Raw genomic sequence first — 17,132 nt, forward strand, 5'->3', positions numbered from 1 at the left:
TCCATTATAAAACGCCTAATTTTTCATCACGAATGTCCGTTATAAACATATGTCCAGGTGCATGTGTGATCATGATTTCAGGTTTGGTTTCCATAGCAATGGATTGAGGCGTGACACCACATGCCCAAAAGACTGGGACTTCCCCTTCACGAATCGTTACTGCATCACCAAAATCGGGATTCTCTATACTGGACACCCCTATTGCTTCAGGATCGCCGATATGGATCGGACCACCATGAACTGCCGGGAAACGCGATGTCACTTGAGCTGCCCTCACTACATCTTTTTGGGGAATCGGCCGCATGCTTGCTACCATATTCCCATGAAAAATTCCTGCTTCGATACACGGAATATTGGTTTTATACATCGGTACATTGCATCCCTCATCAATGTGACGAATCGATATATCATTATTTAAAAGTGCGTGTTCGAAAGTAAAGCTGCATCCGATTAAAAATCCTACCATATCTTCTTCCCAGTAATCTGAAATATCCGTTACTTCTTCCACTAATTCACCATACTTATATACCCTATATTTAGGAATATCGGTGCGTATATCTCCAGACTGGGCAGCAAATGCAGGAATAGGTGAACCAACTTCCGTTACATCCAGCAATGGGCACGATTTAGGGTTGCGCTGGCAGAATAATAAAAAATCAAAAGCATGCTCTTTTTTTAAGATGGCTAGGTTCGCTTGTGCATACCCGTTAGCCATGCCAGCAGTCGGTTTAATCCATTCATTATTTCGAATCATGGAACGTAATTCTGCCGGGGTTGCTTGGGAAAGATCAATCATAAATCATTCATCTCCTATGGACAGCTGGCAGTTAGCAGTAAACTGCCAGTCGCATTCATCATCATCAAAAAAGTGCGGGTAGTTGCTTCACTAATGTATATGCACCCATTAATGCCATGACGACTACTACAAATACACCGGAAATCGTCAACCATAAAGGATGCTTATAATTACCTACAATATTTTTCTTATATGCAGCAATCAATAGCGTACCAAGGGCGATTGGTAAAATCAGACCATTTATCGCTCCAACTACAAGCAGAACTTTAACCGGTTGACCAATTAACAAAAAGCAAATAGTCGATACGACTATAAAGCCGATGATTATCCAGTTTGCCTTATTATTGATTTTTTCGCTGAATGTTCTGATAAAGGAAACAGAAGTATATGCCGCTCCAACAACTGATGTGATTGCGGCAGCCCACATAACGATACCGAAGATTTTATATCCTACATTACCAGCAGCGAGTTGAAAAACGGATGCTGCAGGGTTATCCGGATTAATTTGTAAACCTTTCGAAACAACACCCAATACTGCTAAAAATAGTGCAACACGCATTACCGTAGTTATCAATATTCCCATTACCGAACTCTTTGTGACTTGTGGTAATGCGTCAACACCTTTCACGCCTGCATCCAATAGACGATGCCCCCCCGCAAAAGTAATATAGCCGCCTACAGATCCACCCACCAATGTGACGATTGCGATAATATCGATTTTATCAGGTGCAAAAGTCTTCACTACTGCTTCCCCGACTGGAGGAGAGGTTGTCCAAGCAACGTAAATCATCAAACAAATCATAAAAAATCCGGCAATTTGCGTAAAACGGTCCATGGCTTTTCCCGCTTCTTTCACGACAAATATCAAAACGGCGATGACGGCGCTTATTGTCGCACCCACAGTTGGGGATATTCCCGTCATTGCATTTAGACCAAGCCCAGCTCCTGCGATATTTCCTATATTAAATGCGAGACCACCCATAACGATAAGTGCCGCAAGGACATAACCGAGTCCAGGAAGAACCATGTTTGCAATCTCTTGCCCTCGTTTTTCAGATACAGCTATTATGCGCCATACATTTGTTTGGGCAAAAATATCAAGAATGACAGAGATTAGAATAACGAAGCCAAAACTTGCCGCTAGACTTTGGGTGTAAACGGTTGTTTGCATTAAAAAACCTGGTCCTATTGCGGATGTTGCCATTAGGAATGCTGCACCTAACAATAAAGTACGGTTTGTTTTTGGCTTAGTGGGAGTCTTTTTCTGTGATGTTGTATTTTTAATTGGCTCCAATGGAATCTGCCTCCTGATTGTCTTGATTTTTATTTGAATGACTTGACTGTTATTTCTGATAATTGTAAAGATTTTTTCACATGTCGAGCAAAGGTTAAAGCATGTGCCCCATCCCCATGTATACAAATGGTATCAGCTCTTAAAGTCACATCGGATCCCTGCTGGGACAAGACTTTCCCTTCTTTTACCATGCGAATGACTTGCCCAACGGCATCATCATCATTTTCTATCATTGCATCCTTCTCCAAGCGAGAGGTCAATGAACCATCTTTTTGATAGGTCCGATCAGCAAATACTTCACTGGCCGTTTGTAATCCGATAGCCTGTCCAGCCCGTATTAGCTCACTTCCCGACAAACCAAATAAAATTAGCTCAGGATTCACGTTATATACAGCTTCAGCAATGGCCATGGATAACTCTTTGTTCTTTGCGGCCATATTATACAAAGCTCCATGTGGTTTAACATGCTGCATACTTCCGCCTTCTGATTGCAAGAAGCCATTTAAAGCCCCAATTTGATAGACGACAAGATCATAAGCTTCCTGTGGTGTTACAAACATATTCCGTCTGCCAAAACCAATTAAATCCTGGAAACCTGGATGTGCCCCGATTTTGACAGCCTTCCCCATTGCAAGTTGTACCGTTTTTCTCATGACCGTCGGATCACCGGCATGAAATCCACAAGCAATATTGACTGAAGTTGCATAATCTAAAATCTCTTTGTCATTTCCAATTTGATAAGCACCAAAACTTTCGCCTAAATCACAATTCAAATCAACCGTTTTCATTTTACCCTCTCCTTTTTACCGGAAATTTCTGTTTATTAATCGCGTAAATATGTAAGAATGCTTCATTTCACTTAAACCATATGAATATACCGAAATTCGGAACTTAAGTTTCATATTTCGGAATATTCATATTCTACCATGTTTTAATTATTTCGACAATACTTTGTTAGATAACCTAACATTTAGTTTTGTCTACTATCATGCTTCAGGTTAATGGTAGAAGTACTAATATAAAAAAGCCGTTGTTCCTCTGATTAGGAAACAACGGCCTTGATTACAATAATTATTGCGCATTTCATGACATTCGATGTTGAGACAGGACTTTTCTTAGTTAAATCGATTTATAGAAAATAATGATATATCTTCCTTGCTCGTACCGGAAATGATCAGGTCACTCAGAATCTCTCCCATGATACTGCTGAATTTAAACCCGTGTCCAGAGAATCCTGCTGCAATAGCAATGTGTGGATAATAAGGATGTTTATCCACTATAAAGTTCTCGTCAGGGGTCATGGTATAGATGCAAGTTTTCCCATATTTCATTTTTTGATCAGTAGGCATATATTGCCGTAAAAACTTCACCAAATCTCCTTCATCTTCTTCCAATTCACCAAAACCTTTTATACAGCCATCAGGATTTATGCGTTCTCCACCATCATGTCTCCCTATTTTCATTCCAGAACCATTTATACTTGGAAAGCCATAATATGTACCAATAGAAGTATCAAAAGTAAAAGCTGGAAAGTCATGATGATTATATAATTTTTCATTTGCATGAAACCATGCAAATGTTTTTCTGATAGGTTCTAGAGGCAGATTTAAATCTAACATCGCTAATATTTTTGGAGCCCATGCCCCAACTGTAACCACTAAAGATTCTGAGTGGAATGTCTGTTCATCCGTTTTAATCGTGACCCCATCACTATGAACTTCTATCTTCCTTACATGACTGTTTATATGGAAGTCAGCACCATGAGATTTCGCAAGTTGTTGATACGCTCTGATGCACTCTTCACTATTTAACACGCCCGAAGTCGATTCAAAGCACCCAATAAAGTCCTCTGGCAGTGTTATACCAGGCCATCTATCATGAATTTGATTGGAATCCAAGATTTCCATTGGTAAACCATATTCCTTCGAACCAGCTTTCACTTGTTTAATGAAGGCGGAATTTTGGCTTCCAGCATTCAGGACCCCCGTTGGAAGAAACAATTGTTTACCCGTATTTTTTTCCAACTCCCCCCATAGCTTTTGGGATTTAAGTGCCAAAGAAACATACTCCCTACCTTCACCATAAGCATGTCTAATAATTCTTGTTTCCCCGTGATGGCTGCCTTTATTATGAGGAGGAACAAAGGAATCCAATAATAGTACTTTTTGTCCCTTTTTTGATAGAAAATATCCTGAAGACATTCCCATGGATCCAGCTCCAATTACAATTACATCATAGTGCATCTTGCTTCCCTCCTTTTTAGATGAATCATACAATCATTCTAGTTTAACAGCAATCATTCATATGATCCTTAATGAAAAAGGAAGCCCCTTTACTCTATAAAATAAAGTAAAACAGCTTCCATCTTTTTTTAGAACTCCATTTCCCCAATCGCCTTTTCAACTAGCATAACTATTTCCCCTTCATGAATTTGTCTATAAATCGCTTCAATGTCAGGGTGAAAAAAGCGATCTTCTTCCACCATCGGGACTTGGCTCCGAACTAAATGATATATACCTTCCGTAACCGGGGACGGTTTCAATGGTAGATGAAAATCCATTGCTTGCGTGGCCGTCATCAGTTCAATGGCTAATATATATTCAAGTTTCTTTGAAATTTGATAGGCTTTCTTCGAAGCGAAATAAGCAAAACTTATCAAATCTTCTTGATTAGCGCATGTAGGGGTATTATCTACTGTGGCTGGATGAGAGAGCACCCTTATCTCGTTTAATAGTCCTGCGGCTGTATATTGCGGGATCATGTAGCCACTATTTAAACCAGGATCCACCACTAAGAAATTAGGTAATTCACTAAGGTGATGGTTTACTAGGCGATCTATTCTACGTTCAGTTATTTTCGCTAGGTTTGCTAATGCTATGGCTATCGTATCCGCGTATATCCCTATAAATGAACCATCAAAATTTCCAGCCATGAGTGCAATCCCATCTTCCTCTTCCGGAAAAATCAAAGGATTGTCACTTACAGAGTTCATTTCATTCTCAATTGAAACAGCAGCGTCTTTCAATACTCTTTTTATGGCTCCATGGACTTGTGGAATGCATCGTAAACTAAGCGCATCTTGTAATCTATGTTCCTTGTATGTATCAATGATTTGGCTGTCTTCCAGTATCCTTGTAACATTTCTGGCTGTCTTAGCCTGTTCCTCATGCTTTTTTATTGCATGGGGACGGGGATCAAATGCCTTAATTGTACCTTTTAGCACTTCTAAGGACATTGCACCCGTAATGTCTGCGGTTTTAGCTGCTTGCATACTATTGTATAAAGCTAGAGCAGCCATAGCAGTGACGGAAGGAGTTCCGCTTATGAGAGCCAGTCCTTCTTTACACCCAAGCGTTACAGGCTTTAATCCGGATTTAGCTAACGCACCCTCTCCCGGTAGAAGCTCATCGTTGTACCACGCCCGTCCCTCCCCGATCAACAATAAGGCCATGTGTGCTTCAGGAGACAAATATCCCACTGACCCATCTCCTGGAACATAGGGAAGTACATCGTGATTTAATAATGAAGCAATAAGTTTTAATACTTGTAAACGGACACCTGAATAACCCTGGCCTAAATTTACAAGTATCATCAATTGAATGGCTCTTACTACTTCTTTTTCAAGAGGTTCCCCAACCGAAACAGCATGAGAACGAACAATATTCCGTTGAAGGGTTTCTGCGTCTTCTGGAGAAATCACCTCCGTCATATTACTGCCAAACCCTGTCGTTACACCGTAAATCAATCTATTATCATCTAAAAACTTTTCTATTAAGCTTCGTGATTGATCCACTCTTTCACAATACGCCTGTGTGAAGGTAACGATTGCACCATATCTTGCAACCGCTATCATCTCATTGATTGATATTGCATCATCACCCAGTGCAACCTCTTTAATATCTTTAGGATGTAAACAATCGGTCGTTGTCATCCTTACACATCTCCTCTCCTATGACTCTTCAAGAAGGAGAAAAAAGTTTTGATCCTTCTCATTTAGAAATTAATCTTATGTTATTTTCTTATTTTCTGTAAAGGGAATATCGGTTCCCTTCGAAAAGTTCCCCGCTTCTAGTAATGGGTCACTCGCTTCATGCAAGGAAAGATTCTTCGTTTCAGGTGCCCAGGCGATCGATACAATCAAACCGATTAGCAGAACTACAGCCATACCAATCATTGATGTACTTAATCCGAATGAATTTAGACTAATGGGCAGCAGAAATGTTCCAATTGCAGAACCAATTCGACTAATTGCCGTAACCATACCTATTCCAGATCCACGAATCTCAGTTGGAAAAAGCTCTGCTGGGTATACTAATGTAAGGTTTGATGCTGCTGACATGAAAAATGTAAAGATCAAGAAGGCTGTCAACATTAAGAATTGAGAACTATTGTGTAAGAAGCTGAGTGAAAACAATGAAACAGTAAGGACCGTAAAAGCCCCGATCGTAAATCCTCTACGAGAAAATTTCGCGAGTAACCAAAGTCCGAAAATTGCCCCAACAAGCAAGAATAGATTTAACATAGTATCGGCAAAAAAGTTTTGTTCAAAACCCATTGTACTTAGTATCGACGGAAGGAACGTGTAGATTGCAAAGTACGGAATAACAAGAGTTAATTTGAATATTCCACCAAAAGCCGTACGTTTACGAAGTTTTTTGCTGAAAAGTCCACTAAATCCAAGAGTCTTTTGATTTTCCGTACCAGTAACCGTTTCTCCCATTTCAACGTTCGATCCAAGGTGTTTTTTTACTATATGGCGAGCTTCTTCGACACGCCCCATGCTGACAAGCCATCTTGGTGATTCAGGCGTTCCTATACGTAAGATCAAAACCACAATAGCGGGAATAGCAGCACTAATAAGCATCCAACGCCATGAGTCTGACCCAACCTGTCCCAGGTAATGACCAACAAAGTTTGAAGCTACATATCCAAGCGTCCATACTACGTTTATAGATGCGAGAAGCGAGGAGCGATACTTTTTTGGTGAAAACTCGGCGAGTAGGGTCGTACCGACAGCATAATCTCCTCCAAGTCCAAAACCAATTAGTAACCGTAAAATGAGAAGTTCTTCTGGACCACTAACAAAAAATTGTAAAATAGTAGCAATCGTGATCAGTAAAAAGTTTACGAGAAAGATTTTCTGTCTGCCAATACGATCAGAAAGTCTTCCAAGTACCAACGCTCCCCCAAAAAGACCGATTAATGCAGAACTTCCGATCAATCCAGTCCACATTGCATTTAACTCCAATTGAGGACCAAGTAATGTCAGAGCCATCGCGATGATTCCAAGTGAATAACCATCACAAAAGCTTGATCCAAAGGTAAGGCCAGCAATACGAAAATGAAACTTATTAAATGGGGCATCGTCCATAGTGATCTTTTGTTCGTTCAAAGTATCCCCTCCATTTTTTGACTATTCAGATATATTGACGTAAAAAATTAATTTACAATGAAATACACTCAGGCAGGACCTCCGTCCTCTAACAACTAATTCGACCTGAATAATCTAAACACAAATTGCCCACTCCAGCATGCATTACTCAATATTCATTATTTCACCATTTGTTTTCGCTTTGAAATACTTTTACCTCCTAACTATTAACCTAATTTTATTATGATAATCTCACAAAAAACATTATAAAATAATGATTATCTTATAATTTATATTACGATATTATATATCTATTGTATTTTCACAAAAAAATATTAACACTTATAAAAAAAATCTTTTCGTTATGTTGCCAAACTAATACAGGCCAAGAATGGTAGATTTCATATAGTTGCACTATCCTCATTCTCCTATATTTTCTATAAAAGAGTCTCAATCATTGAAATAAATGACTTCACTAAGGATTTTACATCCTTGTAATTCCTCGAATTTTGCCCTTGCTTCCTTTTCAGTGTCATACTCAAACATTCTTATCCTGTTCTTCGCATGAACAGTGATTATCCACATAAAAACTTCCTCCCCTCAGAAGGATTTTTTTTATAGCCTTATTTCCATTAGAGATTATTACATTTTAAACCAGCCACGGAAACACGAAGAATCAGCCGGCTTTTTAACTCCAACCATATAGGCTAAATGTGTTCCTCGGATAAGCTTTCCAAAGTCTTTAAAATGACATGATACCCAGTCCATAATTAGTAATAACATTTATTCCTTCTTGTGCTGTGGAGGATTAAACCTATTTAGAAAAGTATCTATCTTGGAGCAAGCAGCTAAATCCAACTTCTCGTATATACATATGTGATTCTCTTGAAACATCCTCTTGCGAAAAAGGAGCAATCGCCTTAACCATTGCTCATCATAAACTTATTTATTGGTCTAATTAGCTTCTTTCCAATCTACTATCTTTCCTAAAAAAACTATGTTTTTAACTAACCATATTATTGGTTGATGTAGACGAGTCTCTTTGTTTACCGGGCTTCACAAAAACCATCGCGATCATTCCTATTGTTACCGCAACGGATGCTGCAATAAACATTGCATTATATCCATGTTTTGCTACAAGACTTCCTGTCAGGGTCGGGGCAATAATAGTCGCTAGATTCGCAATAAAATGAGTTACTCCCCCAAAAGTTCCTGCTTTATTTGGTGCTGTATCAAGAACAACTATCCAATAGATGGAATTCGGTAAATAATTAAAGGCATTGCCTATACACATTAATGCAAGTACTGCTGCAGCACTATCGACAGTTGGGATCAACATAAAACAAACAGCTGTACAAAATAAGGATGCTACTGTGAACCAAGATCTGGCAATTCGTAAATTCCCTGTTTTTCTACGTAATATATCTGAGATTTTACCACCTAATAATCCAGTGATAATGGCTCCTATCCAGGGAATCATACCAATATATGAAAGAGAAGCAAGTGAATAATTAAATTCATCTTGCAGATATTTGGGGGTCCATGTAAGTAATAAAATATTTACATATAAAAAGGCAAAATATCCAATGGCATTAAATACTAACGTAGGGTTTTTAAAAAAATGGTACCATGGTACATTTATTTGTTCGTCTAATTTCGTCTCACCTTTAATTAAATTATCTGCACTTCGAATTTCTTCTAGTTCGGTTTTCGAGACTCTTGGATGATCTTCAGGTAAGTTTGTAAAAACTTTGTTCCAAATTGCTACCCAAATAAAGCCTAATATTCCGAGAATAACAAATGTTACTTTCCAGTTAGTGAATGTTAGAAGACCTACTACGATGGGTGCAGTAATTAATGCTCCAATTGGCGTTCCAACTAATCCAAGTGCTACAGCAAACCCTTTTTCTTTAGGGGATACCCAGTTTGCCATCGTTCGATTCATCGTTGATAAGGTAGGTCCTTCAGCTAAACCAAATAAAACACGAAATACCGCAAATCCTGCCAAGGCAGAGCCTCCAAATAATGCTGCACCTATGTGACCTGCGAATATTGTCCCAATTTCAAAAAAAGACCATGTAGTTCCGGCAATGATCCACATGAATTTAGGACCTTTCTTATCTGCTAAAGCACCACCAAATAGTGCACCGAAAATATAACCATATCCAAAATATCCTAGGATCGCTCCCCAACTTACTGGATCTAAATTGAACTCCTTGATTATTTCAGCTTGGGCATATGAAAGTGCACCTCTATCAATATAATTTATGATTGTAATAACAATAATCATAAAAATGATAAAGTAACGATAGTTATTTCTCAACATGTAATCACTCCTTGATGTTTGTTAGAGGGCAGCAATACTGACTGATTTTAAACATAAAAACAATCATCCTAAAACCCTAAATCTAATCTGCATTATGCAGCCAGTATTAAATTGCAGCCATGAACACCCTGATTCTGACTGTTTTGACCCCCATAGAGTAGCTCGGACCAAGACAGACAAAATCAATATGCATGACAATCGGATACTGGCCTATTTCTAGTAAAATATCAAAAAACCCATTAGCAGGCATTCCACCATGGGTAGAAGCATGTATACCAGTGCAACTGAAGTATCAGATACAGCACCTGCTTTGGCAACTTGGCATTCTGTTAGATCATGTTATACGTATCAAAGCCTTTTTACATTCGCCAAAATTCCAGCGGATATAAAGAGGCTCCTGATACATAGATTGAAGTTTATTAATTGGGCGTTTCATGAGAGATACGGTCAACCTAATGATGGGTCGATGGGTATAGTCTCTCTTCTTTTAGTGAATTTTATAGACCAGTCAGGCTTTTAGATTCAGTCTTCACCCTATCATTCACTACTTGCACACCATTTTTCCATACAGACTTAACGTGATTGACCCCAAATAAATATTGCAACTCCTGATAGTTTTCAACATTCCAAAGAACGACATCAGCTTGTTTTCCGACTTCAAGCGATCCGACCTTTTCTTGCCTGTTGATTGCACAAGCAGCATTGTATGTCGCCGCCGTAAGAGCTTCTGCAGGGGTAAGCCGCATCGAAATGCATGCCAGATTCATGACAAGCGGCATGGAAGTCGTCGGTGAAGATCCAGGATTGCAATCGGTCGAAATGGCAACAGCTACGCCTTCATCAACCATTCGTCTTCCAGGGGCCGCTTCTTCTCGTAAATACAAGGCGGTGGCTGGAAGCAAGCAGGCAATGGTACCTGACTTCGCCATAGCAGTAATCCCCTCATCGGAAGCTTTTAACAAATGCTCAGCTGAAATGGCTCCTATCTTCGCAGCTAATTCAGCTCCACCGTATGGCTCAATTTCATCTGCATGAATTTTAGGAATCAAGCCGTATTTTTTTCCGGCCGTTAAAATCCGCTCCGATTGTTCAGGGGTAAATACCCCCTTTTCACAAAATACATCATTGAATTCAGCCAACTTCTCTTCAGACACGATTGGAAGCATATCATTTATCAGATGATCGACAAATTCATCCTCACGGCCTTTATAATCCTTAGGAACTGCATGGGCTCCCATAAATGTAGGAACAAGGTCAATCGGATGCTCCTCCTGTAATTTCTTCATCACCCGTAACTGCTTCAATTCGGTTTCCAAGTTCATTCCGTAACCGCTTTTACCCTCTACTGTGGTCACACCATGAGCGAGAAACGAATCAAGGCGTCGGGTGGTTTGCTCCATCAATTCTTCTTCACTTGCTTCCCGGGTCATGCGGGTGGTAGCATGAATGCCCCCACCTGCGTTCATAATGTCCATATATGTTGCGCCTTCAAGACGCATTTCAAATTCACGTTCCCGGCTCCCGCCATATACAACATGCGTATGTGGATCAACTAGCCCAGGTGTCACCAAATGGCCAGTTGCATCAAAGACTTCAGCTTCATGCATTCTATCTGCATAGAGTTCTTCCAATTCTTTGGTCGTACCGATCGCTTGGATCAAACCAGATTCCATCCATATGCTTCCATCTTCAATCAACCCAAGCTCCGACATTGCCTCTTTGGAACGAGGACCTTTCCTATCAGAGGTAAGGGTAGCAAGTTGAGTGGCATGTTTTATCCAAATTGGTTTTGTCATTGTTTATCAATTCCTTTATCAAGCATCGGGATATTAATTCCTCTTTCACGAGCTGTTTCCTCTGCCAGTTCATAACCTGCATCAACATGACGCACTACCCCCATCCCAGGGTCCGTTGTCAACACTCGCTCAATTCTTGCTCCTGCTTCTTTTGTGCCGTCTGCTACAATTACAACGCCTGCATGCATGGAGTAACCCATTCCTACGCCGCCGCCATGATGTACGGAAACCCAGGTTGCACCGCCCACTGCATTCACCATTGCATTTAGGATCGGCCAGTCAGCCACTACATCCGAACCATCCTTCATGGCTTCGGTTTCACGATTCGGCGAAGCAACAGAGCCTGAATCTAAATGGTCACGCCCAATCACTATCGGAGCCTTCAATTCACCGCTTGCAACCATATCATTGAGGATTTTACCAAAACGGGCGCGCTCCCCATAACCAAGCCAACATATGCGGGAAGGCAGACCTTGGAACTGAATTTTTTCTTGAGCCATCCTGATCCAGTTACATAAATGTTCATTATCAGCGAATTCACGTAAAATCGCTTGGTCTGTTTTATAAATGTCTTCTGGATCACCAGATAAAGCCACCCAGCGGAATGGACCTTTACCTTCACAAAATTGTGGACGGATATAAGCTGGAACGAAGCCCGGGAAATCAAAAGCATTCTCTACCCCTTCATCTTTCGCAACTTGACGGATATTGTTACCATAATCAAACGTCACGGCACCTTTTTCCATCATTTCAAGCATCGCTTTTACATGTTTGGCCATTGAAGCTTTAGAAAGTTTAATATACTCTTCTGGATTTGCATTCCGTAATTCTGCAGCCTCTTCCATTGACAGGCCTGAAGGAGTATATCCATTTAGTGGATCATGGGCGGACGTCTGATCCGTCAAGACATCCGGAATAAAGTTCCTTGCGATCATTTCAGGAAGAAGATCAGAAGCATTCCCAATCAGACCAATGGATAATGCTTTCCCTTCATGTTTGGCTTCTGTTGCTAAACGAATAGCTTCATCCAAAGAATCCGTTTTCACATCGGTATAGCGCGTCTCAATTCTCCTGTCAATTCTTGTCTCATCAACATCGATCCCGATACAGACACCACCGTTCATCGTAACTGCTAGCGGCTGTGCCCCTCCCATTCCGCCTAAACCTGCCGTTAATGTAATGGTGCCTTTTAACGAGTTATTGAAATGTTGTTTGGCAAGCTCGGCAAAGGTCTCGTATGTACCCTGTACGATTCCTTGAGAACCAATATATATCCAGCTACCAGCTGTCATCTGCCCATACATCATCAATCCCTTTTTATCAAGTTCATGGAATGTTTCCCAGTTCGCGTATGCAGGGACGATATTTGAATTTGCAAGCAGGACACGTGGTGCATCCGTATGTGTTTTAAAAATAGCAACCGGTTTCCCTGATTGGACCAATAAAGTTTCATCTTCTTCAAGCTCTTTTAGTGATTTGACGATTGCATCAAAGCATTCCCAGTTACGAGCTGCTTTCCCAATCCCTCCGTATACCACCAAATCTTCTGGACGTTCAGCGACTTCAGGATCCAAATTATTCATTAACATTCTAAGTACAGCTTCTTGTTGCCATCCTTTTGTATGCAATTCTGTTCCTGTATAACGGATAACCTTGTTTGTAATCGTGTTCATTTTTGTTGCCTCCTTGTTTGTTATGTTGTTTTCTTATATTTTTATTGTATAGGAAAAATTCAGTTAATTTATTATAATTTAATGATTATTTTATAAATTATTTCAACATTTTACAGTTAACTTTAGTTTTTTATGAATTATATTATTTTTTTCAATTTAATGAAATATAATAACGATTCAGCATAAACTGAACCGTCAAGTTGAACTGCCCCGTAAATGTTAGACATCAAACTAACATTTACGGGGTGTTTTTTATGGCTAAATTTTACTGCCGAAGAGAAAATATTTATTACTACAACCACAAACGTATGAAGGAAAAATTAAAAGACCTGAGTCCGATAGAATACCGAACTCAGGTCTTAGAAGCTGCTTAAACTATATGTCTAACTTTATTGGGTCAGATCGACTCCATTATTATCGAGTTTGTCTACAGTTTTTTTTTATAATCCAGACCGATAAGCTGATGGAGTACAGGCTTCAAGCAGTTTGAATTTGGCATTAAAATAGGTTTGATGTGAATAACCTGCTAATTGTGCGATTTCTTCCAATGATAAATCCGTTTCTTTTAATAGTCGTTTAGCCTCTCTAATTCGAACTTGATGCAGTGTTTGGCGAAATGACTCGCCGGATTCAGCTGCAAAACGTCGGCTGAGAGTGCTTTTATTAATCCGCAGAATATCAGCGCATGTCGATAAATTCCACTGGGCATCCCAATAGTTGGACTCAATCAGTTCCCTTGCTTTTTCACTAAGAGTGCGTGCTCCTTCTTGTAATTGCTCATGATCCTGAAGAAGCAAATGAGTGGTAAACGAATGCAGCTCTTTAACGATATGATGAATGACTGGTTTATGCACGATTTGCTGAAAGACGTCATAGTATATTGCTTCTAATGAAGCATTTTGCAGGTCGTATGATTTCATATGCCTTCGGATCTGCGCAAGTACGCTTGTAAGACGGATACGAACTATTTCCGGGTCAGGATATGGTTGTTGAAAAGTAAGGAATTCACGTTCGATCCAGTTCCTGATGGCTTTCGCATCACGCCTTTCGAGCATTTCTATCCAAAGTCTTTGTTCAAGAGGTGTGAGGAATGGATCCATCTCTTGATGGGACGTTTGTTGGCTTTCCGCTAAAATGATATCATAACCATCGAAAAAGATTTGCCTCGTAAATTCACGAGTTTGCTGGTATATCCTTTTTAATGACTCACCTGAAGCTCCCACTTTGATAATGATGGCAAGAGGCTCATCCATTTTTTCTTTCCATTGAGCAAGGAACGCTTGGTATTCTTCTTTATATACCTCAACCTCCTTTGTTTCCTGGACGCATAAAATAAAATCCGATAAAGCGAATATTTGGTTTTTCCCAGTAAAAGAATATCGTTGCAGTTCATCATAAACCAAAGGAAGGGTCTTATTATCAGGTGTCAAAAATGCAACCATGGTTATCCGAATATCATGCCCCCGCTCGGTCAAGAAGAAATCGGGATAACCAATATCCAATGTATTCTCCTCACCTATTGTGTTTGTTGAGAGAAACCCCTGACCATTTCTCAATTGAAAACGTAATTGCTGAATATGTTTTACCAAATCCGCTGAAGAAAAAGGACGGAATAGCACATCTTCGGCACGAAAACGCAGGGCCCGATAAGCCGTTTGAAAGATTCGCTCAGATGAAATGCCTAACCATCGGATTCCCCTCCGCTTTAACGAAGCACCCATCGCTTCACTTTCATTCGTCCATATATCCATATCCAAAATGACGAATTCCGGTTGCTGATTACTCATATCCTTTTCAAATTCCTCAATCGTTTTCCACAAGATCAGTCTGACTCCCGTAAGATGGGACTCCACTATCCAACGAATTCCTTGAGCTTCTATCTCATCTTTTGCCACCAAATGAATTTCCACTTCATCACCCCATCTCTTGCTGCATTCCATTTTGAACAAATATTAGTACTGTCTTTCCTCCATTTTATTCGAAAGCGAAAGCTTTGGACAAGTCATGGCGAGAAAATCCAGCGATAGGATTTACTATTTTGGCATGTTCAAACGGTATTTTTTCTAAATACGAAGCCCCTCGTTTAAAAACCATTCCATTTTTACATTATGTACGATATAACTATATGAAAATATAAATAGAAACACCAGAGAAAAATTTATGCTTTCCAATGATGTTTCTATTTATAGTCCTTATATGGCTCCATTTAAATTGATATTATAATTGATTAATATGGGCTTCAACCTCATTGACGATGTTTTCATCTGAAGCACTCGTTAATTTTAATGATAATAGAGTGATGACACCTATCACGAGTAATCCAGATAAAATAAACATACCTTGCGTAAAAGCAACAGTACCTAGTATCATCGGTCCTACAAAACCACCTAAAGCGGCAAATGAATTAACTAGAGCTATGCCAACAGGTGCCGTGGACTCAGTGAAGAAAAATGTCATATAGGCAAAAAAGCATCCAGTAAACCCATATAACCCGAAAGATGTAATCGTTAACATTAGCACCATCATAAAGACACTATTTGAGAAGCCGCATCCGATAAACCCGATCACCGCTATCATGAGGCAAACGAGTAAATGTGATTTGTGTGCATTCGTCCGATCTGAATTCCAGCCAACAAAAATAATCGCAGGTATACCAACTAACGAAGGTATCATCGCTAACCAGCCTATTTCTAAATTGGATGTTGCATTTTCCGATAATGATTTTATGATGGTGGGCATCCAGAAAGACAATCCATAGATTGCTGTGTATCCTGCGAAATAAAATAGAGCCAGCTTCCAAATCTTCGAGTCCTTCAGCATATCAAGCTTGGAAACTTTATTTATTTTCGAGCTTACTTGTCTTTCAGCACTCAATTCAGTTTCCAGCCAATCGCTTTCTTCCTTTGTTAACCACTTTGCATTAGTTGGTCTATTAGTTAAATAAAAAACAACGACAACTCCAATCATAATCGCTGGAATTCCTTCCAAGATGAACATCCATCTCCACCCTGCCATATCGAACCAGGATATATTATCAAGAATCCAAGTCGAAACAGGAGCACCAATTAACCCACCAACCGGTAATGCTAGAAGTAAGACGGCTGTTGCACGTCCTCTTTCACGGGCTCGAAACCAATAAGTTAAATACAAAATAATCCCGGGGAAAAATCCAGCTTCAGCGACCCCTAATAAAAAACGGAGAATATATAAATGCATCGTCGTTTGCGCAAAACCGGTTAATATAACCACGATTCCCCAAGAAATCATGATTCGGGCAATCCATATCCGGGCCCCTACTTTATGCATGATCATGTTGCTTGGAACTTCAAAAAAGAAATAACCTATAAAGAAAATACCAGAAAGCAGCCCAAATACTTCAGCTGATAAGGCTAATTCTGCATTCATTTGTAAAGCTGCATAGCCCAAATTAACCCTGTCCAAGTAAGCGATAATATATAGAATCAAGATAAATGGAAGAATGCGTTTCATCGTTTTACTGATCGTGCTCTTCTCTATTTCACCAATAGATCGATTCATCATTATTTCCTCCCTTTCAAGCAAGCTACTATTTACTACATTAAACAAATACGCTTTCCTTTTCATTTCTTTTTTGCGATTCTTTACAACCTGGATTTCATAAAGTCATTTACTAAGTTTAATGGGACCATAAAAAAAGCTTAGAACCACCTCCCCTCCATTTGCATTTACTGTTCCACCAGCATTTTTATCAGTGTCGAAGATTAGGCAGCAAACGTCACAAACATTTTAAACGGCATCATATCATCAAGGCTTTGAAAAGGGATATACCTTTTCAAACATCCTATTAACCGATTAGATAGGAGCTTTAGAAAACAAACACCACGAACAGGTAAGTTT

General features: G+C 39.6%; 12 protein-coding genes and 1 pseudogene. 1 reads left to right on the forward strand and 12 read right to left on the reverse strand.

Features of this window, described 5'->3' with window-relative positions; all coding sequences use genetic code 11:
* Positions 1 to 4 precede the first annotated feature (4 nt).
* The 10 genes from LQ203_RS05750 to hutU all read right to left on the reverse strand — a co-directional run bounded on the left by LQ203_RS05750 (position 5) and on the right by hutU (position 13,256).
* Entirely contained in the window at positions 5 to 796 is a 792-nt protein-coding gene (locus LQ203_RS05750; RefSeq protein ID WP_230156489.1) for a putative hydro-lyase, read from the reverse strand.
* A 64-nt stretch (positions 797 to 860) separates the two neighbouring features.
* Positions 861 to 2,000: an NRAMP family divalent metal transporter gene (locus LQ203_RS05755; protein ID WP_230156718.1), complete on the reverse strand. Its 1,140-nt coding sequence runs from the start codon at positions 1,998 to 2,000 to the stop codon at positions 861 to 863.
* Positions 2,001 to 2,119: 119 nt separating this feature from the next.
* Positions 2,120 to 2,878 (reverse strand): 5-oxoprolinase subunit PxpA, encoded by a 759-nt coding sequence (locus LQ203_RS05760; protein ID WP_230156491.1) that lies wholly within the window; start codon positions 2,876 to 2,878, stop codon positions 2,120 to 2,122.
* Positions 2,879 to 3,205: 327 nt separating this feature from the next.
* Positions 3,206 to 4,333, reverse strand: coding sequence for an N-methyl-L-tryptophan oxidase (gene solA / locus LQ203_RS05765; protein ID WP_230156492.1), 1,128 nt, complete (start codon positions 4,331 to 4,333; stop codon positions 3,206 to 3,208).
* 128 nt (positions 4,334 to 4,461) lie between these two features.
* The gene (hutH, locus tag LQ203_RS05770) at positions 4,462 to 6,021 is read right to left on the reverse strand and encodes a histidine ammonia-lyase (RefSeq protein ID WP_230156493.1); all 1,560 of its coding nucleotides are present in this window, start codon (positions 6,019 to 6,021) and stop codon (positions 4,462 to 4,464) included.
* A gap of 75 nt (positions 6,022 to 6,096) precedes the next feature.
* Positions 6,097 to 7,482 (reverse strand): MFS transporter, encoded by a 1,386-nt coding sequence (locus tag LQ203_RS05775; protein ID WP_230156494.1) that lies wholly within the window; start codon positions 7,480 to 7,482, stop codon positions 6,097 to 6,099.
* A 429-nt stretch (positions 7,483 to 7,911) separates the two neighbouring features.
* On the reverse strand, positions 7,912 to 8,046 hold the full coding sequence (locus LQ203_RS27450; RefSeq protein WP_290370531.1) for a hypothetical protein: 135 nt from the start codon (positions 8,044 to 8,046) through the stop codon (positions 7,912 to 7,914).
* Between the two features lie 418 nt (positions 8,047 to 8,464).
* Positions 8,465 to 9,787 (reverse strand): MFS transporter, encoded by a 1,323-nt coding sequence (locus tag LQ203_RS05780; RefSeq protein WP_230156495.1) that lies wholly within the window; start codon positions 9,785 to 9,787, stop codon positions 8,465 to 8,467.
* A 497-nt stretch (positions 9,788 to 10,284) separates the two neighbouring features.
* Entirely contained in the window at positions 10,285 to 11,583 is a 1,299-nt protein-coding gene (hutI, locus tag LQ203_RS05785) for an imidazolonepropionase (RefSeq protein WP_230156496.1), read from the reverse strand.
* On the reverse strand, positions 11,580 to 13,256 hold the full coding sequence (gene hutU / locus LQ203_RS05790; RefSeq protein WP_230156497.1) for a urocanate hydratase: 1,677 nt from the start codon (positions 13,254 to 13,256) through the stop codon (positions 11,580 to 11,582). The genes hutI and hutU overlap by 4 nt, the downstream gene beginning before the upstream one ends.
* Positions 13,257 to 13,540: 284 nt before the next feature.
* On the opposite strand from hutU, the pseudogene LQ203_RS05795 reads away from it, so the two are divergent.
* Positions 13,541 to 13,630: pseudogene (locus tag LQ203_RS05795) on the forward strand (IS3 family transposase); the annotation flags it as partial.
* A 66-nt stretch (positions 13,631 to 13,696) separates the two neighbouring features.
* Here the strand turns inward: LQ203_RS05795 and LQ203_RS05800 are convergent.
* Positions 13,697 to 15,166 (reverse strand): response regulator transcription factor, encoded by a 1,470-nt coding sequence (locus tag LQ203_RS05800; protein ID WP_230156498.1) that lies wholly within the window; start codon positions 15,164 to 15,166, stop codon positions 13,697 to 13,699.
* A gap of 307 nt (positions 15,167 to 15,473) precedes the next feature.
* Positions 15,474 to 16,793 carry an MFS transporter gene (locus LQ203_RS05805; RefSeq protein WP_230156500.1) on the reverse strand — a complete coding sequence of 440 codons (1,320 nt, stop codon included), beginning with the start codon at positions 16,791 to 16,793 and terminating at the stop codon, positions 15,474 to 15,476.
* Positions 16,794 to 17,132 lie beyond the last annotated feature (339 nt).

The organism is Peribacillus sp. Bi96 (assembly GCF_918698115.1).
GTDB lineage: Bacteria > Bacillota > Bacilli > Bacillales > DSM-1321 > Peribacillus.

Coding starts and splice junctions, on each gene's coding strand:
- LQ203_RS05750 (WP_230156489.1), bottom strand. CDS start 796: ATGATTGATCTTTCCCAAGCAACCCCGGCAGAATTACGTTCCATGATT.
- LQ203_RS05755 (WP_230156718.1), bottom strand. CDS start 2,000: ATGGCAACATCCGCAATAGGACCAGGTTTTTTAATGCAAACAACCGTT.
- LQ203_RS05760 (WP_230156491.1), bottom strand. CDS start 2,878: ATGAAAACGGTTGATTTGAATTGTGATTTAGGCGAAAGTTTTGGTGCT.
- solA (WP_230156492.1), bottom strand. CDS start 4,333: ATGCACTATGATGTAATTGTAATTGGAGCTGGATCCATGGGAATGTCT.
- hutH (WP_230156493.1), bottom strand. CDS start 6,021: ATGACAACGACCGATTGTTTACATCCTAAAGATATTAAAGAGGTTGCA.
- LQ203_RS27450 (WP_290370531.1), bottom strand. CDS start 8,046: ATGTGGATAATCACTGTTCATGCGAAGAACAGGATAAGAATGTTTGAG.
- LQ203_RS05780 (WP_230156495.1), bottom strand. CDS start 9,787: ATGTTGAGAAATAACTATCGTTACTTTATCATTTTTATGATTATTGTT.
- hutI (WP_230156496.1), bottom strand. CDS start 11,583: ATGACAAAACCAATTTGGATAAAACATGCCACTCAACTTGCTACCCTT.
- hutU (WP_230156497.1), bottom strand. CDS start 13,256: ATGAACACGATTACAAACAAGGTTATCCGTTATACAGGAACAGAATTG.
- LQ203_RS05805 (WP_230156500.1), bottom strand. CDS start 16,793: ATGAATCGATCTATTGGTGAAATAGAGAAGAGCACGATCAGTAAAACG.